Genomic DNA, 19,850 nt, shown 5'->3' on the forward strand with positions numbered 1-19,850 from the left:
GCTAAACAATAGCTGATATTTTACGGAGAGACACCAAATTTACATTCGCAGAGCTGCCGCGCATTTGTTACCTTTTCAGGATTGGGTCGTCACATATCATCTAACATTCCGAGCTTCTTCAGCATATCACGTTTAAATTTGCTCAAAGGTCTTTTATGAAAATTTTCATATTCGTAAATCGTGCCGAACAATATCCGATAAACTTCACTTTTACTCAACTTGGTTTTTAACTGACTTTGCATAGAAAGAATATACTTCGTTGAATAATTACGTTTAATCATTATCAAGTCGCGCAATTCAGAAATATTGGTGTTATAAACTTCATCGATCTTCATGCTCTCCATTGTTTTTTTTGCGCGGCTTTTATCTAGTTTGCCGCTGGCAGTGTTTACCAAAAATATTTTGAATCCGTCTAAACGATCATATTCATAATTAAATTCAAAATCCTTTGATTGAGATAGGTCGACATATGGATGGATATTTTTCTTTAGAGTAAATTCTGTCGTTGTTTTAACTGAACTATTGCAGGGATGGCAAGAAGGGATTAAATTGTAAAAAGAAACCGCGAGTAAGGGATGAGAAGTTTTTGGAAACCAATGATCTAGGGTGGGACGAACAACCGGTTTATTATCTTCTGTTAACACTGTAGAAGTAAAACTTCGGTTACAATATGTACAGGTATACCGATCTAAATGTTTCGAAAGTTGATAGGCATTGTAAGGTTTTGAGGTATTATCTGCAAACCAATCATAGTCGAAGATTTGCCGTAGCTGTTTGACAACTACCTGAACAGCATCATATTGAACTTGTTCGGGAGCTGATAATAAGTTATAGCTTGCAGCTTTTATTGTTTTAACGTAGGGCTGCCAATTGCTGGCAGCGCCAAAAAGACCACGCCAAAACAAAGTATTTAACCTGTCTAATTCTTTTGGCTCACCACTAATAATTTGATCCAGATTATTAGCCTGGTTCAGAAAAGATTGAATAAAAGGATTTATAGGATTCAATGGTAAACGACGTGTAGAATTACATATAATGCAGGTTTTATCTCCGCAATGCGGGTTGTCTATTTTTTTATTAACAAAGCATTTGATGTATCTGTGATGCTTGTTTTTTGCGATAATGACGTTGGGTAATAATGAATCGATAAACAGCATCTTACAGATCTTCTAAGTTTAAATTATTTTGCTTTAAAATTTCCAGAACCTGGCGCCTGGCGTTATCGCGGTCAAGTATCCTGTTAAGCATAGCACTATCATACATTTCCAAAAGTTTATGGCGTATGATTGGTTCACCTATCAGATGGATCAGATGATATATTTTCTGGGTCTGTCGTTCATAACCTCTGGCCTCCTGGTATGAAACAAAATATTGTTTTACCTGCAATGATTTTAATCGTCGCTTTGCTTCTGATACTGAATACATCGGGGAAACACCCTTCGCTGATTTGTCTGTTAACTTCTTAAAATCTATATCTTTCAGCAAGCTTATCTCATTGATATAAGATATACATTCGTTAATTTTTTCCTCAGCAAATTGTCCAATAAGGCTGTCACCCATGAAAAAGGAATCAGAAAGCATATCATGAATATTTGCGCCAAAAGTCTGCTTTTGATGAAATCGCGCCGGCTTGCCTGATTCAAGCCTTAAAACATTTACCCCGGGAATATCAGATAAAATAAAAGGAGAATGAGTGGAAAACAAAATATTGATTCCATCTATGGACTTAAGGTTGATCTTTTTAATGTTTTCAAGTAGAAATTTAACAAATTGTTTCTGATATTGAGGATGATAATAAAGTTCAATTTCATCCAGAATTACGTTGACATACGAGTATTGTTCAGGTAGTTTTCTTCCTCTTCGTATTTGACGTAAATGTATGGAGTCAAGATTCAACATATGGTAGAGTACTGAATGTACGGAATGAATTAACTGCTGTTCTCCTGAGCTCATTTGCTCGAATGAAAATTTCCCTGACGGACTTGACATGGTCAGGCTAGGTGTGAAAAACGCTCCGGGAACAAAATGTGAGAGATGTTTATTTTCATAGTCTGCCGTAGAAAATGAATGCTGGATTGCTTTTCTTACCCCTTCAAAATCGACGGGTGCCCTGTAAGCAAAATAACCAAATGCCTGGTCATCTGCAAATGATTCCCAATCATCCGCCCAAACATTGTCATTGATCAAAATATTGATTGCCTGGCGTAATTTCAGGGTAACATGCGACTGATTTTTGAGTAGCCTGGCTGCCAGCTCAATGGTACTGACAGTACGAAGAGTGACTTCATATTTATCCCGCTTTATCGTTTTCTCTTCCGTATATTTCGATAAGCCAGCGGGATATTTGTTGCATATTTTGATGGCTTTAACCAGGATATAAATAATCAATTGCATTCTAAGGGCATTAACGGTTATCGCCGCACTTTGCGTTCTATGGTATGGCCGAAGACCAATATCAATATCCTTGTCATCCAGGTATGCCTGAAGATCAATTTTTAAATTATTGAAATAGCGACGGTTTAAAAATGATGGCGATACTAATTCGACAAGAAATTCAAAAAATTCAACCAGAAGAAATTTCCTTGTTGGTGCCATTGCAGAAGCAAGTTCTTTAAGCGTTATGCTTTGATCGCCGTTTTCGCCAACTCCGTTTATAATTCCGCTTTTCCCCGGTCGGACAAAAAAAGTGACCGAATCAATTGATTTATCATCGATCAGGACTCTTGATTTGAATTGCTCATAACTAAGGTTAGTTAATAACCTAATCTGTGCTAAATGATTTTCCCGGTTAATATCAATATTTCCGATGTCACGAAACGGATTCAGTACCAGCGGAGTTTTATAGCCGTCATTCTTATGAAACAAGGGCCTCAGCCAATAGTAATCCCATTGGGCATTTAAGCCGTATTGCGAATAATTCACAGCTATCGTATAGAAGAAATCAGATTTTCCCCATTCTTCGCTGTCCCATTTGCCATCCCCCAAAACATATTTTTTTGTATCACCTTTTGATCGTTTGACAAGGTATTTCGTGGAACCAATCAGATAATATAATTCAATATCAGTATGGTTCAGTATAAATTTTCTGTTATTTTCTAAAATATCGCGGATGCCGCTTTTTTCATCACCTTCAAATTCACTTTCGATGCCAGCCTTATGATTGATAAAATCCTTGCTTTCGGAAATGCAGAAAATAAAAAGGTAAAAGACCTCCAGTAAACTGCTTTTTCCGGCTCCGTTCTGGCCGACTATTGCAGAAACATTGATATCAAGATAATCTTTATCTGTTTCGTCAGGCTCAAAATACTTGAGCTGTTCAGCATGGTCTCTGTCAATCGCATAGAGCTTGGGGGGATAAGACATCCTGTCATAAATTTGAGTTATCTCTGTATAACTTTCTACTTGCTCAAGGTTTTTATCGTTTTTATCTAAAAAATCAAAGTCGTTTGAAAATTTGTAAATCAATTTTGGCTTTAGATTCTTTTTTAAAGGAAAGGCGGAGTTTAGGCGTACAGCTAATAGTTTGAAGATCATTAAATCGTGATGGTTAAGTAGTCCGTCAAATCACACCAACGGGAAGTAAATTTATAGAAATTTAGCATATGATTTGATATAGCTTTATTTCTATCCTGTAATTTGTCAGTTTATATATTTATCGAAGCTTATTTAAATTATTAAAAATACCTTAACATCATCAAACCAGATTCAATTCCAGTTATCTCGACTGGCGTAACAAGAAACAACTCCGCATGCCAATTGGGAAATGAAGTATCTAATAAAAAAGGAGTTGATGGTATCATTACAAATGGCGCTTATCGGTTAAATGAAATTTACAATAAATTAAATTATAGCAACCAACATCGAAATAAACACGAATGATCCGCTTGTATTTCATAGAAAAGCAATAAGCGATAGCATTGGTTATCTGTGAAATTCAAGCAACCGTTTTTAGCCGGGCCGCCTGTTTCGATTGAAATGAGAAAGTGGCGGCCCGGTGCGCCCATTCCAATAGCATAAATAACTGCCTACAATGGTTCGTAAACCCTAATATGAACGCCGAGATCAGACAATTTATCCTCAATGAGTGGTTTTACCTTCTCCCAATCCAGCCCGCCATTTCCGCAACCAAGCGCAGGCATGGCTACCGAGCGAACATCGTTTTCTGTAAGGAAATCCTTAAGGGCATTTAATCCATGAACAATATAGCTGTATTCCGAAGGCAACCGCCAATGGGTCTTAGTCGGAAAATTAATGATGGTTTTTTGACCTAATAACAAATTGACATCACTTACAACCAATAATTTACCAATAGACAATTGTTTGGCAGCAAAGGCATTTCGATAAACTAAATAATTATGCGGGAACGCATTTTTGAAAGCAAGGGCAACGCCCTTGCCCATTACCCCGACCGTATTCACTGTGTTTAGCAAACAGTCGGCATCATCTTTTAATAAGTCCCCTTTGTGATAAGTGATCATCGGCTTTCAATTTTCAGATGTGAATATATTTGTTTGTTCGCTTAATGCCATTAACTTTTGAAATATGTCATTCCAGTAGGCATTTTGTTTATCGTCAAAATCTGAAAAGCCGGGATCGGTGTGGCGGTAATGGCGGAAATCATCAGCCTGCATCAATGCCAGTTGCAGGTTTTCCACCGTAATGATTTTGCCGTCTGTGTCTGTGATTTTCATACGTTATGCAGCTATTTTAAGTGGTTGCGCCCTGTATTCTTTCAGATTGAGAAAAAGTGCATCATTAAAAATGATGCCCTCACGGAACATTTGCCAAATAAGGGATGAACCAAAATTGACCAATGTTGAGTTGATAAACAGGTCTTGCTTGGCCAGAGCTTCGGCAATTGAGCAACTTGGCGTATCATCGGTCTTTTCAGAATGTAACAGCAGGTCTTTGAATTTTTCGGTCACAAAAGGCAGGTTGCTTACGGGAGCGAATTGCTTTGAAGTTGGTTGCTTTATGTCTCCTACAGTTGACAGTACCACCTGTCCGGTGTCTTTACTGTTGCCAAAATCCATCCAGTAAAGCGGTTTGTCACGGTGTCCCGCTAAATTTTTCTTGTAGATATTCAGGATTTCGGCAATCTCAAAACGGGCTTTAACCGTGTCCACGCAAGAAATGGTAATCGGTGCCATGCCCTGCGCTATGGAACAATATTGCTTATCATACTTTTCAGTTTCCGCTTTCCAGTTCAGGCCGAAAAAACGGTTGATGCGGTTAATTAAAGCGACTGATTTGTATTGGCCAAGTTCTGCTGTCGTGAATAGCTGCCTTGCCAAATTCGGGGTTTGTACCGTATCATCGTCAAATAAAGTCACCACAAAACCGGGGTGGTTTAAGCCGTTTAATGCCTGGCTCATTCTTGCAAGGGAGGTGAGCATTTGGCTGCCAGTACCACCTGCGCCAATCAGGTTAATATTGATGGGATTAGAGGGCTGTAGCAATTCTTTGTGGACAATATGAACTGCGGTTAGCGGGGCTGTATTAATGGATTTCTTTTTCATTTGATCAGATTTTTTAAAAGCAGGTTGTGGTGTTTGTTTAATAATTCGGTGGGAAATGGTTTGCCAGTAGCAACCTGTTGCTGCCAAAGTGATACCAAATCAACCTGCGCCCCGCTATGGCTGCCAATGGTATGGCTGAAATAGCTGTTAAAAAAATAGGCTTCCCATTTGCTGATAAAATCTTCCAAACGGGTAAAACGGTCAATGACAATTTGCACCGTACCCATACACACGTTACCGCTTTCATAAATATTAAAATAAGGGGCATGATAAAGTGGCGTGTTGGCGTTGGGTTTTGATTTTCCTTTCAGGGCGTACACATTCAGGCTGTTTTTACTGGCTTTCCAAACCATTGCGGGGATATGCGCTCCACCTATCGGTATCTGCAAATCAGGCACAAAAAACAATTCTGCTTTCATTGGTGGCGTGTGCCAAACCACATAACCTTCGGCCTGTGCATCAAGGTATAACACATTGGCGGGTAATAAACCCTTTGGTTTAAGGTAATTGGTTTTCAGTTCCTCGGTACTTTGAAAAAGCTTGCTTAAAGACACCATTTCCACTGTGCTCAACGGATGGGCGTTTATAGGCTGACCCCGTTTACCAATGTCATAGCTTTCGACATAAACCTCGTTCTTATCTGTTTCGTAACCGTAGCTATCTTTTTGGGTGGCTTGGTTCTGATATATTAAGAGTGCCTTTACGGGGGCAAACTGATTGTTAAATTGTTCGCTAATATTCGTCATGGTTATAATTATTTATAGTCGTCGTATTGGTTTAAAAAAGTGCAAAGCCTGTCTAAGAGCGGAAATAAACGGCTCTCAAATCCGAAGCTTTCCTGTTTAATTGTTTCGGGGTTATCGAATAGCACCACATCAATCGGTTCATCGGTTATACCCATTTCCTGAAAGCTGCAATCAATCATAGACATGACCGTTTCAATCACGGAATCATTACCACTCCAATAAAAGCTGATATATTCATCGGCTTTAATCCGCTCATTCACTTCGGGGAAATACAGGTCAGGACGTATCGCATCGAAAATGCTTCTATTGGGATACGCCTTATATAATTGGACAAACTCAATAGCGAGTATCGCCAGATCATTATCCCTTACCTCGGCATTAGCATAGTTCAATACAGTTTCTTCCATTTGCTCGAGCCTTACCTTATCATCCATTAACCTGCCTAATTTTATCCCTGAATTTTGGAGCATGGATAATTCGTCCAGTTGTTCCTCCTTATAGGCTGTTTCTTCGGCATCATCCTCATAAATTTCCTCGTTTATCATATCTTCCACATAGCGGTACTGGTCGGCTAAAAATGTGCTGTAATCTGAATACATTGGAATTTGTACCACTTGGTAGAGGTAAGCAAAAATGGCGGTCACCACCTCGGCAACTTGTTGTTGTTGAGCATCGGACACCCATTTCCATAAGGGTTTCACAGGAATATAATATAATGTTCTGCCCGTATCAAACTGGTTGATAGTGGCCAAAACTGCATCGTGTGTATCATCTTTCACGATGATGCAATCCAGTTTTTTATTGATGGCCTTAACCCGTTCATTGGTGACTTGCCATGACTGGTAGATATTTTGAGGGAACGATAACCCGCTCACATCGGGTATTTGCAGGTCATAATATTTGCAGATATTTTCTAAAGAGCGGAAATATTCCGTTTCCGCTCTTTCTGTGTTGCCGTCAAATAACCAAAAGGATTTGAATGTATGGTTCAGAAAACCATGACCACTAATGCGGGGGGCGCGCTTCTTAACGGGTTGCGCTGTATTTCTCCTGCATCGGGCAGACGGTTTAGTTTTTCTGCGTAATTGCCGAACTGTGCATAAATTCTCCATAGGTCACTTTCCTTATCAACTTTTACTTTGGTGATTATTTTATTTTTCATGGTTAGCCTTTCGTTCCCATTGTGGTTTCAAAATGAAACTGCATTTCGTCGTCCTTAAATTCGGGGCCACGTATCTTGGCGGTGGTGAGTATCGGGTAGATACTGGCATAAAAATTCCGAACATCTTCTTTGGTAAGGTGTACACCGGGGTCTGCCAACCGCACTTCCTGACCGTTGTTTTTATGCAGGAAAACCCTGCTGATTGTTGTGATTTCCATGATGGTATGGGTAATGATTATAAGTCTTTTAAAAATTCCTCGTATTTGGCTTTGCGTTTCATAAGGTCTGCGCCTTTTTCGCTGATTTCACCTGCCTTTTCAAGGTAATCAGCACAGGATTGCAACAGACTGATGGCTTCGTCATACTTGAATACTTTACTTAACTCCGCTACCTGCTCCAATACACTTTCATAGCGTTTTTTCTTTTCAGTCAGTATCTTTTGCTCATTTTCCTGTGCTGAAAACAGGTTTTCTGTTTCATCATTGTCGTCATCATCATCGGTGTCGGGTGTTGATGCACTTGCGGTTTTACCCTTGTTACCCTTATTCTTTTTGTCTTGTTCGGCTTTTGAACTTTCGGCAGCCTTTTTCAAGCTTTGCTGATAGGCGTCCAAATTGGCAAACAGGCTTGCTGTTTGTTTTACGGGCGCAGCTATCGCCCCGAAAAAACCTTCACCCAATTCGGCAGCATTGCCTTTAAGAATCATGGGAGGAATAACGTTTCCTGCGGTATCAGCAGTTGCATTGGGCAGGTAAACGGAAACGGTTAAAAATCCCTCTGCATTTTTGATGAAATTGAGGTTAAGTGCGCCGTGAAATTCAAGGGCGCTGATATGTTCAAAAAAGTTCGTTTGCATGATATTTTTGTTTCTTGTCTTTTAAAATTTTTGTTCCTTTTCCTTTTTGATAATGGTCTTTGTAACCATTGCTTTCGACTACCGCCCGCAGCATAATTTCTGCGTGCCTGATGGCAAAGGCATCTTCTGCGCTGACAAACAACAGGTTCGTGTCCTGAAAAAACCGCAGGGTATTTGCGATTACCTTGATGGCTTTTCGCTGTGTTTTATTGGCTAATACACTCATGGCTTAATATTCTAAATTGATACATTGCGCTTTGGTAGCGTTCAGGAGGCGTCGAACATACGCTTCAAACTCACCCTTTTTGATTATCCCCCTGAAAGTGACGCTTTCAAAAGCGTAATCATCTTTGATGGTCAGCCATTCGTCACCATCGTCGATTTGATTAATAAAGCAGAGGTTTTTAAAGTAAAAGCCTTGCCCAAGACACCAGTTACCATGTTCAAAAAGGAGTTCAAGTTCACGTAAAGTACTTACCCGTTTCAGCATATATTTGCTGAATGTAGGGTCATTGGCTTCGGCAATCCACGGGTTTACCAAGCCGATGGCTTCCCATGTTTCAATTAAATCTTTGGCATCAAAATCATTTTCCATGATATAGGTAATTTGTGCTTATTAAAAGTTTTTTGGAGTTCATTTGAAACAGCACCCCTTTTACCGGGTGCTGTTAAGGTGATTTTTAGAATGGCAAATCATCATCGTCGTCACCGCCACCCGCTGCCACGGCTTTTTTCTCCGCTTTTTTCGCTTTAGGCGTTTCGTCTGCTTTAGCAGCAGTAGAGCCGAAAAGCTTAACATTATCGACAGAGCAAATCAAGTCGGCCTTTACTGTACCGTCTTGTTGTGTCCATGTTTGGGCTTCCACCCATCCGGCAATTTCAACTACTGCGCCTTTAGTGAGGTACACCGCTAAACCGGGGTTTACCCAATAAGAGCAGTTAACATAAGCGGTCTTTTCCTTTTTTTCACCTGCTTTGGTTTTGTAGCGTTGGTTCAGGGCTACGGTAAAATTGGTTACTTGTTTGTCGCCTTTAATAGTTCTTACTTCGGCGTTTGCGGTAATTCTTCCTGTGAATAACATAACTTTTTGTTTTTTTAAATGAATAAATCTGTTTTGCTTTCCTTATCTCGCTTTGCTTTTCTTGATTATTTTTTAAAAGAAAAAGGGAAAAAAGAAAGCCATAGGAAGAGCCGGCTCATAGCCAAAAGGAAACGGAATAAGTCCCGAAGGGTGACTGGAAGAGGTACGAAGCCAGGCATTATGCCGTAGTCTATTGGCGTACTCCAAAAAAGGAATACGGCAAAACCTTAGCTGCGCTTTTTACCCGTTTCGACTAAAAAATATAATCAATTAATAACCAATCTAATCCAACGAAGAATGCTGCCTCTAATCCCAATTGTATTGCTAAGGGTGTTAGCATTGCTTATATTTATACTTTATTTTAAATGATGGCTATCAGGCGGACAATTGAGGATGTATTTGATATTCAAAAAGGTGTTGAAGTATATGCCAGCGAGTTTTTCCGCAAGCCTTTTGATGAATTGACGCAAGCAAGAAACGAGCAGGAAAGAGCCAATCAGGGTAAGCGTGGTAAATGGCTGGTCTGTGCTACCTGTGGGGAGAATATTCGTATACGCGGTGGTAAATCACCTGAAGAGATCCTGGAACCCGGGAAGGGATTTCATTTTGCTCATTTGCATAGCAGCGCAGATTGCCCGATCAAAACCACTTCTAAATATACCCGGCAGGATATCAATCGTATGCGTTACCGGGGTATTGCAGAGGGAGAACCACACATTGAATTAAAAGCAAGATTATACCAAGGGCTTAATCTTAACGCTATTAACAAAGGACAGGTAAGCGAGCTACAGTTGGAAAAGATAATACGAAGCCTTGATGAAAATGAATGGCGTAAACCTGATATTAATCTACTATTCGATAACCGCAGGTTAGCAGTTGAACTGCAATTATCAACAACCTGGCTTGATGTAATTGTTGGCCGGCAGGAATTTTACAGGCTGGAAGGGATTTTTATATTGTGGGTATTTAATGAATTTGACTATAAGGATAGCAGCCGCAAGCTTGCGTTTTCAGATATAATCTATACTAATAATTATAACGCATTCATCTTTGATGAAGAAGCCAGGGCAGCAACCCTACGGGAAAAAGACCTTGTACTGAAATGTTATTATCAGCATCATTATGCAGATAAAGGACAGGTTTACAGTAAGTGGGAAAGCAAGCTGATTACCCTGGACGAGTTGACTTTTGATGCGGACACCTTAAAAGTTTATTATAGGGATATCGCATTAGAAAAACGCATAGCGAAGGAATCTGTAAAGCAATATAAAGAACAGCGATTAAAAGAAAAGGAAGAAGAACGCGATGAACGGAACAGGATGCGAGGCGTTCGTCAGCGACACGAATCGGATCATGCGAAGTTGCAAAAGGAGATTAAAGAAACAGACAAAGAAATAGAAAAGCTTGAAAAAAGATTAAAAGAAACCCTGGAAAGCGAAGAAAAAAGCCAAACAGCTTTGCAACAGGCTAAGTTCACAGCCGATAATATTGCTTCAAAACTTGATGGATATTGGTCGAGATTGCCTGAACCAGTTGAAATTTTAAAAGCCGATTTGCGCCAAAGGCGAAAACAGTCTGATACGGAATTAAAAGCGCTGGAAGGACAGTTTGAAAAGTTAAAGCAAAAAGACGAGTATTACCGAAAAGGCAGGGTTAAGCGGGTTAATGAAAAGGAATATCATGTGTTAGACAGGAACAATCAGTGGGATTTCATTACTAAAAATGCAGAACGACTATATGCCTACAGGACAGATCATGAAAAAAACCTTTTCGCTTCTGCACCCGAGTTGCAGCCACTTAATAATCATAAAGCCCAGCAAATGCGGCATACGCCGCAATTAGAATTTGTGATCGATTATTCTGAGGAATTTAAAGCCAATACTATTGACCTTAATAAAGTCAAAGAAGCCATAGATATTATAAAAGCAAAGCAGGCTGATTTTGACGGAAAAATCAGCCGAGTGCTGACAAAAAGTTTAAAAAAATTCTATGAGGAAAGCATCATCAAGTATAACAACGAGGCCGAAATTATGGAATCGGAATTAGCTTCAAAACGATTGGCCAGGCATCAATTAGTCATTAAAACGGACGAGCTATTTAGTGAAATTATCAATCTTGACTACCTCGATTATTACGACGATGAGGACAGGTACAATTAAGAAAACGGGTATTATTCTATTAGGTTACCTTTTAAACCAATTATCATGCTCATTTAATTTTAGATGAAATTAAACCAGTCAAGTACCAGCAAAAGAAAAAAACAACATACTTAAGGCTGATTTAACCAATTTTCCTTATCGGCTTCAATTCTTACCAGTTCAGTTTCGAGATCTTTTAAATTGGCGGCTTCAAACTGCATTTTCAACAATCCGCCGTCATCTAATTTACCCTCAAATGGTTCAGGTCGATAATCGATTTTTAAATCAGCTTTACCTGGACGATGGATAATGACTTTTTTGTGCAATTGATGTGACGCATGATCGTAAGCGTGAATAGCGGAGTAACACTTCACTTTGAGATAATCAAAATAAGGGATGGTTACCGTTACTAATCCTGTCATGGTATTGTGCTCAACACTTACGCCGCCTTTGTGGAGTGCAAATCCTGATGGTTTTTTTACGGTGTATTTTGCACTGGTTGGGTAAAGGGTATGTATAATTTTTGTACCCTTATACAATACAAGCTTAAAGCGACGATTTTCAGCGCTGGTTGTTTCGGGAATGCCATCGTAGACATCGAATAAATCAGGTTCATTGTTAGATGAGGCTTTACGAAATTCAGGCTTATAAAGAGCATCAGCCAGTTCAACGTAGGAGAATACGGGTATGGAACTTGGACCAAATTTGCTGGGATAATCAAGCTTAACCTGATCAGCATCATCGTTTCTCCAATAAGTTCGGCCGCTGTATAATTCATGTCTGAGGCGAATATGCTCAAAACCGGTATCGTCATTTCCGCCAATCAAAATCAATCCATTTACCGGGCTTAAGTTCATGATAGCTGTCAATGATCCACCAATGGCGAAATAATTTTCCTTTCTCAGTTCCTGCATGAATTGAGCACGTTCTTCGATGTTAGCTATTTCTTCTTGTGTTAGTAAACGCATATCAATTACCTTTTGCTGTTCATCAAATCCGTCATTATCCTGGTCGCATCCGCCTGATTTTCCGGTTTAAGTTTGACAGCTTCGTTAAAGTCGTGGAGAACCTCCGACATCTTATTTAATTGAATATAACAGATGGCCCTATTAAAATATAATTGTCCTTTTTCTTTGTGATGTGTGTATTCGATGCCTTTTGTAAAAGAGTTAATAGCCGCTAAATAGTTTTTTTTATCATAAAAATCTTTACCCGCGGATCCAAATTTCTGAAATGCATCTTGAGTGGTACCAAATGGCGTAACACCGAATTTTTTAACCTGATCCCAAAAATCGATTTCATCAGTATTAGCAAGTAACTCAGGGTGTAGTAATCCGTTGTCCCTCCGACGGTATAAAATGCCAAAATTACCTTGTTTTACATGTAATCCTACATGGTTATAATTATCCCGGCTGAGAAAAAAATTGATAGTATAGGCACCTTGTGCGGCCGTACCATGTGTAATAGGCATACCAAATGAGTTTGCGCTATCAGGAACCTGAAAATTTAGTTGTTGAGAAGCGAAGTAGGAATCAATATAGCCATCATAAATAAACCGGCTTCCGTCGAAGAAAATTTTAATTTTAAACCCGGCAACTTCGGGAATTTCCTCATCCTGGATAACATCATCCATAGCTTCGGTCATTTTTTGCATAAGATCACCTGAACCCGCTTTGGTGAGCGACATGAAATTTTGACGTTTATGGTTTGACTTTTGCCCAAGCATATTGCTTTGAAACTTACTGAAAGCTTGTTGGGAACCGATCCATGATGTCTCTACTTCTGATGCTAAGCCATTTTTAATTTCATAAATTTTCGGTAGGCCAGCCAGCATGGATGCTAAGCTAAATTCCGTTTCCTGATTCGATTCAATATGTTGTTGGTTTAAAAGTTCAACTATAGCATCATCAGGTAAGTTATCATTTAAGGATTTTAAAGCATCCTCGGCACGTAGAATATTTCCTGCAAAAGATACACATTGATAGGGATTAAGGATCGTAGCTTTTAGTACGTGTTCACCTTGTTGCGTATGCAGGCCTTTGTTAAGTTCCTGTCCGTACGGTGCTGTTAATTTAGTATCGCTTACGATATAAATAATGCCATTTTCTTTTCTTGTGACGATTAGGCTCATATAAGCTTAAAATTAAGAATTTATAAACTCTTTTTAGCTTATGACATCCAGTTTACGCACAAATTAGACATAACATTTAGCTTTACCGCCGTGGAAAACCAAAGGCAAATATTGACACTGGATGATGTAAAGCTTCTGGTGGATAACTTTTATGGAAAAGTAAGGAAGGATGATTTATTAGGACCTGTATTTGATCACCGCATTGAAGATCGCTGGGCATATCATTTGGAAAAAATGTACACCTTTTGGCAAACCACCTTATTGGGTGAGCATACTTATAGCGGAAGGCCATTTCCCCCACATGCTACACTGCCTGTTGATCACCGTCATTTTAGCCGATGGGTCTCCCTTTTTACAGAAACTATCGACGAACTTTTTACCGGAGAAAAGGCTGATGAGGCTAAATGGCGCGCAAGTAAGATTGCCGAAATGTTTGAAATGAAAGTTTGGCATTTTCAGCATAATCCAAACAAACTCCAGTAATAAAACAAAATAAACGGGCCAAAGCCCGTTTATTTTGTTTTCGATTTTACCAGTAATAAAGGTCGAGCACACAATTTCCATCGCCCGCATCTACGATGCGCTCAATGTATTTGGGACAATACCTTCTGGTTTCTTTGTTCACCAGGATAATTTCCTGGCCTGGATGGAAACATTCATCCATTTTACCACTAAGGGTAACCGCGTCAAGCGGGCAGTCACTAATAAAAAAAAGGTTGTGTAACATACCGTAAAGGTTTTTAAAAATCTAACGATTTTGCAAATTACGATGGAACGGTTGTGCGATTTGAGGTAATAATTCTAAAATACAATTTTTAAATTAAACTTCAAAATAGACCCCTATGCATCAGGGATAACAGCGGCATCCTTCGATAGAAGATACAGCGGATAGCCCGGCCGGAGGGATGCGCTGACCTCTTTAAAAGTATAAATCTGGTTTTTACAAAAGCTTAAGTATCGATTTATACCCATTTGCATTCAGCAATACACTACTGAAAAATTATCGTTATGAAGCCGCGCTATAAGACAATTCCACAATTTTAGCCACCGTTTCAATAATCGCTTTCGTGCCTTCTTCAGATTTCAGGTCCAGATCAGCAAAGTGGAAACCGTTTTTCCGGGTATGTAAAATCATGTAATAGATACCACCCACGAGCAAAGCGGCGACTGCCCTGAAGTTTATTGCTGAGTTTTTAAAGTGACCATCCGTGCGTTCGAGGATTTCATGACCAATAGTTTCCCGGACATTGTGTATGCTCCGCATAATAGGATTTGATCCGATGAGTTCCATTAATAGTAAATTTTGCATTTCCTGCTCTTTCAAAAAAAAGGTAAACAGCTGTTGCAAAGTTTCTGTAATAAAATGCTGGCTGCTTGAGGCATCCAATTCTTTAGAGACAGTTTTTAACTGGTCGGCAAAAAGCATCCAGAAATCATTTTCAGTAACGTAAGCTTCGGTCAGGTTACTCAGGTTACCAAAGTAGCGGTAAACCAATTTTCGGTCAACCCCGGCTTGCCGCGCAACTTTACTTATCCGTACGCCGGAAAAACCTTTCGCTTTGATAATGATGCCTACAGCATCAATTAATTTTCTCTTCGTCTGTTCTCTATCTTTCATAGGTGGTAAGGATTTTAGGTGTAGGTTGTAATGTTTGATTAAAAGTTTTTAAGCTTCTAGTCTTTATGCTAACTTAATCTGATCAAACTTTGTGGGGATAGTGCTTAAGGAATTATCAGCGAATGTGAGGGCTTCGGCTATTTAGGTACAAAGGGCCGAATCATAAAAGATCCGGGCCGTCTGGAAGTGGAAATCCACCGTCAATGTCGGGTTTCGATTGACCAGGCTATTGATCATTCCGCTGTAAAAATCAGGCAGCAACTGAAAAGATTCCAGCGCCTGTTCCGATAAAAAGATCTGATCTTTTATTTTATTAACCAATAAATGGTAAAGTTCGCTCAATAACCTGTTTGATCCGGTCAAACCTAACTTGTAATAAAATTCAAAGTGGCCGAGTGCTAAGGCTTTTAAATTGATTTCGCTAACCGCCGCAGCGCAATTTGCCAGTACCGTTTTCAGCGAACCCAGATCTATCCGTGAAGAATCAAGTATCGCATTTTCAATGATCCTGGTTTCCAGCAAAGTAATTAACTCCTGAACATTTGAGGCATCCGCAGATATTAGCTCAGTCATAAAAAAGTCCTCCTGTCGCTGCGCAGCAGCTACATAGGTACCCCGTCCCTGAAAGACGTTTACATACCGGGAGTTAGCCAAAGACTTGATAGCCTCACGAATGGTAGATCTTCCTACGCCAAAAAGTTTCATCAAATCAGTTTCTACCGGCAATTTTTCCCCGGTTTTATAATCCCCGGAGGCGATTTTCTCCAGCAAATGGTCGGCGACCAATTCTGAAAGGTTCTTCCTGATAATTATACTGGTCATAATGCTTAAGATATAGGATGATATCCCGCGTGTTTAGTTCTGTTGGTAATATAAGAACGCGCATGATCCCGGCTCCAATTGTCGATTTCAAAATAGTCTTCAAGGGAAGGATTTTCGATCTGGTTGGCATTGGTCATCGCTTCCGAAATGACATCACTCATTTCCAGGAAGGCAATTTTTTCGCTCAGGAAAGCCGCGACAGCCACTTCATTAGCAGCATTCAGAACGCAGGGCATTATTCCGCCTTGATACAAAGCCTCATAGGCCAGGGAAAGGTTTTGAAAAACGGAGAGATCAGGTTTGTGAAAATTTAACTCAGGGTAATCCAAAAAATTGAACCTTTTAAAATCCGTTGACTGACGTTCGGGAAAATGAAACGCATAATGAATCGGTAATTTCATATCAGGCAGTCCGAGTTGAGCCTTCAACGAACCGTCGCTGAACTGCACGAGCGAATGGACAATAGACTGGGGATGAACAATAATATCAATCTGCTTTGGCTGGAGGTTAAAAAGCCATTTGGCTTCAATCGCTTCAAGACCTTTATTCATGAGTGACGCAGAATCTATCGTGATCTTATTACCCATTGACCAGTTGGGGTGTTTCAAGGCGTGGGCGGGCGTTACATGTTGCAGAGATGCTTTATCCCGTCCAAAGAATGGGCCACCTGAGGCCGTAATATATATTTTTTCAATATCCTCATAACGTTCACCAGCGAGGCACTGAAAGATCGCTGAATGTTCTGAATCCACGGGCAGGATGCTGACCTTGTGTTTTATGACTTCTGCCATAATCAATTCCCCTGCAACGACCAATGGCTCTTTATTAGCAATGGCGATGTGCTTACCGGCCTTTATGGCGGCAACTACAGGTTTAAGCCCCGCAAAGCCCATCACGGCGGCGAGAACCAGATCAATTTCCGGAAGTTGCACGATTTCGCTAAGGGCATTACTTCCGCACATTACGTCAATGGAATAAGGCTTCAGAGCCACACTGACCTGCCGAAACAGCGATTCATTACCGATCACGACTGACTTAGGCAGGAACTTTATGGCTTGCGCTATCAATAAATCCGCATTGTTTTCAGCTGTCAATGCGATCACATTAAAATGGTCGGGCTGGGCGCTGATCACCTCCAGCGCCTGTGTCCCAACACTTCCGGTCGACCCGAGGATAGCAATATTTTTCTTTTTCATGACTGGCCAATTAGGATTTTGTGGAAATGAGTGTAGCAGGTAATTTATCGGGGCTTGAACAGCACAATTGTTCCATTGCCTGTTTGAATTGCGCTTTGAACAAGCTGATCGTATGGTCACCTCCTTTTTTGCCTAAGGCCGACACCCCATACATAAATGGACGTCCCATAAAAGTAAATTGTGCTCCGCAAGCCATGGAACGCGCAATGTCTGGCCCTGAACGCAAACCTCCATCCAACATGATGGGCATCGAGCCGTGGAATTTTGCAGCCAAATTGGTTAATGACCGGATCGAAGATTCGCCCGCATCAATTTGTCTCCCACCATGGTTAGAAACGATAACACTGTCTACACCCAATGCAATTGCTTTTTCCATGTCTTCGTCACAAACAACACCTTTTAATACCAGCTTGCCTTTCCATCTGTCGCGAATCGCAGCGATCCTGTCCACATCCACCCGCTTGTCGAAAGAAGCATTCATAAATTCTCCTAACTGGCTCATGTCCAGTTTTTTCGTCATATAGCGTTTAAGCGAAGCAAATTCAGGGATTCCGGCGAGTAGTGTTTCGACTGACCAACGCGGGCGTATCGCCGCCTGAAGGACGTTGTTGACGGTCATTTTGGGCGGCATGGATAGCCCGGCTTTGATCTCCCGGTACCGGAACCCGAAGGATGGAACATCCACCAGGAGTACCAATACCTTACAGCCGCTCTTTTCCAACCTTTGCAAAATGTCATCCAGCATGGTTGTTTGTGCCGGGTGATAAAGCTGGAACCAAAAGCGGCCTTCAGAAACTTCAGCGATCCTTTCGATGCTGCTGGTAGATACCGTGCTTAATATAAACGGTATATTATGATCTACCGCCGCTTTTGCCAGTATCTCCGGTGCTTTCGGCCACATCAGCCCCTGGAGACCAATAGGTGAAATACCAAACGGAGCATCATAGCGGTGCCCGAACAGCTCAACACTTGTATCGATACCCTCGTAACGTTTCAGGTATTGCGGTTTTAAAAGAATGTGCTGAAAATCCGATTCGTTCCTGCCCAGGTTGATTTCGTCGTTACAACCGCCCTCCAGGTAATCGAAGGCAAATTTAGGAATGCGTTTCTTTGCTTTAATTTTTAAGTCCCTGACTGAGGGGAAATGTGGATTATATGTATGTGTTGCAGATTTCATCGAAAGGTAGATCATGCCTGGCCGAAATAGCCATAACGGCCAAAGCTAAACAGCAGCGAAGTCTGCAAAAAGGTAAAAAACTCCAAATTTTCGGTAAATAATTGACAGACCAGGCTTAAACGAGGTATTCAAATAAAGTCTGGTGTTTATTCAGCTCGATCACATCGAAGCGGTACGCTTTCATCCGGCTTAAAAGACCCTGATAATCATCTTTGCCAGCTAATTCAATGCCAACCAAAGCGGGACCTTGTTCTTTTTCAGTTTTCTTGATAAACTCGAAACGGGTGATATCATCATGAGGCCCTAATACATTGTTCACAAACAATTTCAAAGCACCCGGCCTTTGCGGAAAACGGACAATGAAATAATGCTTTAACCCCTCGTATAGCAGGGACTTTTCCTTGATCTCCTGCATCCGGGCAATATCATTATTTCCTCCACTAACCACGCATACGACCTTTTTGCCTTTGATTTGTTCGCGGCAATCATCTAAGGCTGCAATAGCTAATGCGCCCGCAGGTTCCACAACAATCGCTTCTTCATTATACAATTTGAGGATACTGGTACAAACCTTACCCTCAGGTACAAGTTTTACCTCATTCAGCACCTGTTTACAAAGATCATAGGTCAAGCTACCGACACGCTTTACCGATGCGCCATCTACAAAACGATTGATCTCCGGCAAGGTAACAGGCCCGCCATGCTTAAATGCCTCCAACATGGATGGCGCTCCTTCAGGTTCAACCCCAATTAATACTATAGCAGGATTTTCCCGCTTTAAAAAACTACCTGTACCGGCAGCCAGGCCACCACCGCCAACCGGCATAATCACTACCTCGACCTCAGGCAAATCATTTAATATTTCAACACCTACAGTCGCCTGTCCTTCGATAACGCTGAGGTTATCAAATGGGGGAACAAAGGTCATTTGATGGGCTGCAGTGTAGGCTAGCGCTTCTTTCAGGCAATCATCGAACGTATCGCCGACCAAAACCAGTTCTACCTTGCCATTTCCGAACATTTCGGTTTGCTGAACCTTTTGCTTAGGCGTGATCTCCGGCATAAAAATGACGCCTTTTGTACCTAACTGGTCACAAGAATAAGCCACACCCTGCGCATGGTTACCTGCGCTGGCGCAAACAACGCCACGGCTTAATTCTTCAGAAGACAATTGACTGATCATGTTGTAAGCACCACGGAGTTTATAGGAACGGACTACCTGTAAATCTTCCCGTTTCAGCCAAATTTCGCAATTGTATTTTTCTGAAAGACGGCGGTTATAGATAAGCGGTGTTTGTTTAACAACGTTAGCCAAACGCCTAGCAGCAGAGCGGGGATCTAAAGAATCGGAATGTATTAACATAAGAAATGGGATGGAGACAGTAAATTAATAGCAGAATTAA

General features: G+C 40.7%; 22 protein-coding genes. 2 read left to right on the forward strand and 20 right to left on the reverse strand.

What is annotated here, in order from left to right:
* Positions 1-89: 89 nt before the first annotated feature.
* The 12 genes from J2W55_RS17365 to J2W55_RS17420 form a co-directional block, all read right to left on the reverse strand.
* Positions 90-1,157 carry an HNH endonuclease gene (locus J2W55_RS17365; RefSeq protein ID WP_310098454.1) on the reverse strand — a complete coding sequence of 356 codons (1,068 nt, stop codon included), beginning with the start codon at positions 1,155-1,157 and terminating at the stop codon, positions 90-92.
* A 1-nt stretch (position 1,158) separates the two neighbouring features.
* Entirely contained in the window at positions 1,159-3,534 is a 2,376-nt protein-coding gene (locus tag J2W55_RS17370; RefSeq protein WP_310098455.1) for an AAA family ATPase, read from the reverse strand.
* Positions 3,535-4,025: 491 nt separating this feature from the next.
* Positions 4,026-4,478 carry a macro domain-containing protein gene (locus tag J2W55_RS17375; RefSeq protein WP_310098457.1) on the reverse strand — a complete coding sequence of 151 codons (453 nt, stop codon included), beginning with the start codon at positions 4,476-4,478 and terminating at the stop codon, positions 4,026-4,028.
* A gap of 6 nt (positions 4,479-4,484) precedes the next feature.
* Positions 4,485-4,691 carry a hypothetical protein gene (locus J2W55_RS17380; protein WP_310098459.1) on the reverse strand — a complete coding sequence of 69 codons (207 nt, stop codon included), beginning with the start codon at positions 4,689-4,691 and terminating at the stop codon, positions 4,485-4,487.
* Between the two features lie 3 nt (positions 4,692-4,694).
* Positions 4,695-5,519, reverse strand: coding sequence for a PRTRC system ThiF family protein (locus tag J2W55_RS17385; RefSeq protein WP_310098461.1), 825 nt, complete (start codon positions 5,517-5,519; stop codon positions 4,695-4,697).
* Positions 5,516-6,265, reverse strand: coding sequence for a PRTRC system protein B (locus J2W55_RS17390; RefSeq protein WP_310098463.1), 750 nt, complete (start codon positions 6,263-6,265; stop codon positions 5,516-5,518). Before J2W55_RS17390 ends, J2W55_RS17385 begins: the two co-directional genes overlap by 4 nt.
* An 8-nt stretch (positions 6,266-6,273) precedes the next feature.
* Positions 6,274-7,377 carry a hypothetical protein gene (locus J2W55_RS17395; RefSeq protein ID WP_310098465.1) on the reverse strand — a complete coding sequence of 368 codons (1,104 nt, stop codon included), beginning with the start codon at positions 7,375-7,377 and terminating at the stop codon, positions 6,274-6,276.
* A 52-nt stretch (positions 7,378-7,429) separates the two neighbouring features.
* On the reverse strand, positions 7,430-7,645 hold the full coding sequence (locus tag J2W55_RS17400) for a PRTRC system protein C (protein WP_310098466.1): 216 nt from the start codon (positions 7,643-7,645) through the stop codon (positions 7,430-7,432).
* A gap of 17 nt (positions 7,646-7,662) precedes the next feature.
* Entirely contained in the window at positions 7,663-8,283 is a 621-nt protein-coding gene (locus J2W55_RS17405) for a PRTRC system protein E (protein ID WP_310098468.1), read from the reverse strand.
* Positions 8,264-8,509, reverse strand: a complete 246-nt coding sequence (locus J2W55_RS17410; RefSeq protein ID WP_310098469.1) for a hypothetical protein — start codon at positions 8,507-8,509, stop codon at positions 8,264-8,266. Before J2W55_RS17410 ends, J2W55_RS17405 begins: the two co-directional genes overlap by 20 nt.
* Positions 8,510-8,512: 3 nt before the next feature.
* Positions 8,513-8,878, reverse strand: coding sequence for a hypothetical protein (locus J2W55_RS17415; RefSeq protein ID WP_310098470.1), 366 nt, complete (start codon positions 8,876-8,878; stop codon positions 8,513-8,515).
* An 85-nt stretch (positions 8,879-8,963) separates the two neighbouring features.
* The gene (locus J2W55_RS17420) at positions 8,964-9,365 is read right to left on the reverse strand and encodes a single-stranded DNA-binding protein (RefSeq protein ID WP_310098472.1); all 402 of its coding nucleotides are present in this window, start codon (positions 9,363-9,365) and stop codon (positions 8,964-8,966) included.
* Positions 9,366-9,730: 365 nt separating this feature from the next.
* On the opposite strand from J2W55_RS17420, the gene J2W55_RS17425 reads away from it, so the two are divergent.
* The gene (locus J2W55_RS17425) at positions 9,731-11,524 is read left to right on the forward strand and encodes a DUF6035 family protein (RefSeq protein WP_310098474.1); all 1,794 of its coding nucleotides are present in this window, start codon (positions 9,731-9,733) and stop codon (positions 11,522-11,524) included.
* Positions 11,525-11,634: 110 nt separating this feature from the next.
* Here the strand turns inward: J2W55_RS17425 and J2W55_RS17430 are convergent, their stop codons facing one another.
* Positions 11,635-12,471 (reverse strand): hypothetical protein, encoded by an 837-nt coding sequence (locus J2W55_RS17430; RefSeq protein ID WP_310098476.1) that lies wholly within the window; start codon positions 12,469-12,471, stop codon positions 11,635-11,637.
* A 5-nt stretch (positions 12,472-12,476) separates the two neighbouring features.
* Complete coding sequence (locus tag J2W55_RS17435; protein WP_310098478.1) at positions 12,477-13,634, reverse strand: tetratricopeptide repeat protein; 1,158 nt, start codon at positions 13,632-13,634, stop codon at positions 12,477-12,479.
* A gap of 90 nt (positions 13,635-13,724) precedes the next feature.
* Here J2W55_RS17435 and J2W55_RS17440 point away from each other — a divergent pair, with 90 nt between their 5' ends.
* Entirely contained in the window at positions 13,725-14,117 is a 393-nt protein-coding gene (locus J2W55_RS17440; protein WP_310098482.1) for a group III truncated hemoglobin, read from the forward strand.
* Between the two features lie 46 nt (positions 14,118-14,163).
* Here the strand turns inward: J2W55_RS17440 and J2W55_RS17445 are convergent, their stop codons facing one another.
* The 6 genes from J2W55_RS17445 to ilvA all read right to left on the reverse strand — a co-directional run bounded on the left by J2W55_RS17445 (position 14,164) and on the right by ilvA (position 19,810).
* Entirely contained in the window at positions 14,164-14,361 is a 198-nt protein-coding gene (locus tag J2W55_RS17445; RefSeq protein ID WP_310098484.1) for a hypothetical protein, read from the reverse strand.
* Between the two features lie 279 nt (positions 14,362-14,640).
* Positions 14,641-15,252, reverse strand: a complete 612-nt coding sequence (locus tag J2W55_RS17450) for a TetR/AcrR family transcriptional regulator (RefSeq protein WP_310098486.1) — start codon at positions 15,250-15,252, stop codon at positions 14,641-14,643.
* A 141-nt stretch (positions 15,253-15,393) separates the two neighbouring features.
* Complete coding sequence (locus tag J2W55_RS17455; RefSeq protein WP_310098489.1) at positions 15,394-16,074, reverse strand: FadR/GntR family transcriptional regulator; 681 nt, start codon at positions 16,072-16,074, stop codon at positions 15,394-15,396.
* 5 nt (positions 16,075-16,079) lie between these two features.
* Positions 16,080-17,270, reverse strand: coding sequence for a 1-deoxy-D-xylulose-5-phosphate reductoisomerase (locus tag J2W55_RS17460; RefSeq protein WP_310098491.1), 1,191 nt, complete (start codon positions 17,268-17,270; stop codon positions 16,080-16,082).
* A 10-nt stretch (positions 17,271-17,280) separates the two neighbouring features.
* The gene (locus J2W55_RS17465) at positions 17,281-18,462 is read right to left on the reverse strand and encodes an alpha-hydroxy acid oxidase (RefSeq protein WP_310098493.1); all 1,182 of its coding nucleotides are present in this window, start codon (positions 18,460-18,462) and stop codon (positions 17,281-17,283) included.
* Between the two features lie 100 nt (positions 18,463-18,562).
* On the reverse strand, positions 18,563-19,810 hold the full coding sequence (gene ilvA, locus J2W55_RS17470; RefSeq protein ID WP_310098495.1) for a threonine ammonia-lyase IlvA: 1,248 nt from the start codon (positions 19,808-19,810) through the stop codon (positions 18,563-18,565).
* Positions 19,811-19,850: the final 40 nt, after the last annotated feature.

The organism is Mucilaginibacter pocheonensis, from assembly GCF_031456535.1.
Taxonomy (GTDB): Bacteria; Bacteroidota; Bacteroidia; order Sphingobacteriales; family Sphingobacteriaceae; genus Mucilaginibacter; species Mucilaginibacter pocheonensis.

Excerpts from the sequence above, each read along its gene's own strand:
- J2W55_RS17365 (WP_310098454.1), bottom strand. The coding sequence starts at position 1,157 with ATGCTGTTTATCGATTCATTATTACCCAACGTCATTATCGCAAAAAAC.
- J2W55_RS17370 (WP_310098455.1), bottom strand. The coding sequence starts at position 3,534 with ATGATCTTCAAACTATTAGCTGTACGCCTAAACTCCGCCTTTCCTTTA.
- J2W55_RS17375 (WP_310098457.1), bottom strand. The coding sequence starts at position 4,478 with ATGATCACTTATCACAAAGGGGACTTATTAAAAGATGATGCCGACTGT.
- J2W55_RS17380 (WP_310098459.1), bottom strand. The coding sequence starts at position 4,691 with ATGAAAATCACAGACACAGACGGCAAAATCATTACGGTGGAAAACCTG.
- J2W55_RS17385 (WP_310098461.1), bottom strand. The coding sequence starts at position 5,519 with ATGAAAAAGAAATCCATTAATACAGCCCCGCTAACCGCAGTTCATATT.
- J2W55_RS17390 (WP_310098463.1), bottom strand. The coding sequence starts at position 6,265 with ATGACGAATATTAGCGAACAATTTAACAATCAGTTTGCCCCCGTAAAG.
- J2W55_RS17395 (WP_310098465.1), bottom strand. The coding sequence starts at position 7,377 with ATGGAGAATTTATGCACAGTTCGGCAATTACGCAGAAAAACTAAACCG.
- J2W55_RS17400 (WP_310098466.1), bottom strand. The coding sequence starts at position 7,645 with ATGGAAATCACAACAATCAGCAGGGTTTTCCTGCATAAAAACAACGGT.
- J2W55_RS17405 (WP_310098468.1), bottom strand. The coding sequence starts at position 8,283 with ATGCAAACGAACTTTTTTGAACATATCAGCGCCCTTGAATTTCACGGC.
- J2W55_RS17410 (WP_310098469.1), bottom strand. The coding sequence starts at position 8,509 with ATGAGTGTATTAGCCAATAAAACACAGCGAAAAGCCATCAAGGTAATC.
- J2W55_RS17415 (WP_310098470.1), bottom strand. The coding sequence starts at position 8,878 with ATGGAAAATGATTTTGATGCCAAAGATTTAATTGAAACATGGGAAGCC.
- J2W55_RS17420 (WP_310098472.1), bottom strand. The coding sequence starts at position 9,365 with ATGTTATTCACAGGAAGAATTACCGCAAACGCCGAAGTAAGAACTATT.
- J2W55_RS17425 (WP_310098474.1), top strand. The coding sequence starts at position 9,731 with ATGATGGCTATCAGGCGGACAATTGAGGATGTATTTGATATTCAAAAA.
- J2W55_RS17430 (WP_310098476.1), bottom strand. The coding sequence starts at position 12,471 with ATGCGTTTACTAACACAAGAAGAAATAGCTAACATCGAAGAACGTGCT.
- J2W55_RS17435 (WP_310098478.1), bottom strand. The coding sequence starts at position 13,634 with ATGAGCCTAATCGTCACAAGAAAAGAAAATGGCATTATTTATATCGTA.
- J2W55_RS17445 (WP_310098484.1), bottom strand. The coding sequence starts at position 14,361 with ATGTTACACAACCTTTTTTTTATTAGTGACTGCCCGCTTGACGCGGTT.
- J2W55_RS17450 (WP_310098486.1), bottom strand. The coding sequence starts at position 15,252 with ATGAAAGATAGAGAACAGACGAAGAGAAAATTAATTGATGCTGTAGGC.
- J2W55_RS17455 (WP_310098489.1), bottom strand. The coding sequence starts at position 16,074 with ATGACCAGTATAATTATCAGGAAGAACCTTTCAGAATTGGTCGCCGAC.
- J2W55_RS17460 (WP_310098491.1), bottom strand. The coding sequence starts at position 17,270 with ATGAAAAAGAAAAATATTGCTATCCTCGGGTCGACCGGAAGTGTTGGG.
- J2W55_RS17465 (WP_310098493.1), bottom strand. The coding sequence starts at position 18,462 with ATGATCTACCTTTCGATGAAATCTGCAACACATACATATAATCCACAT.
- ilvA (WP_310098495.1), bottom strand. The coding sequence starts at position 19,810 with ATGTTAATACATTCCGATTCTTTAGATCCCCGCTCTGCTGCTAGGCGT.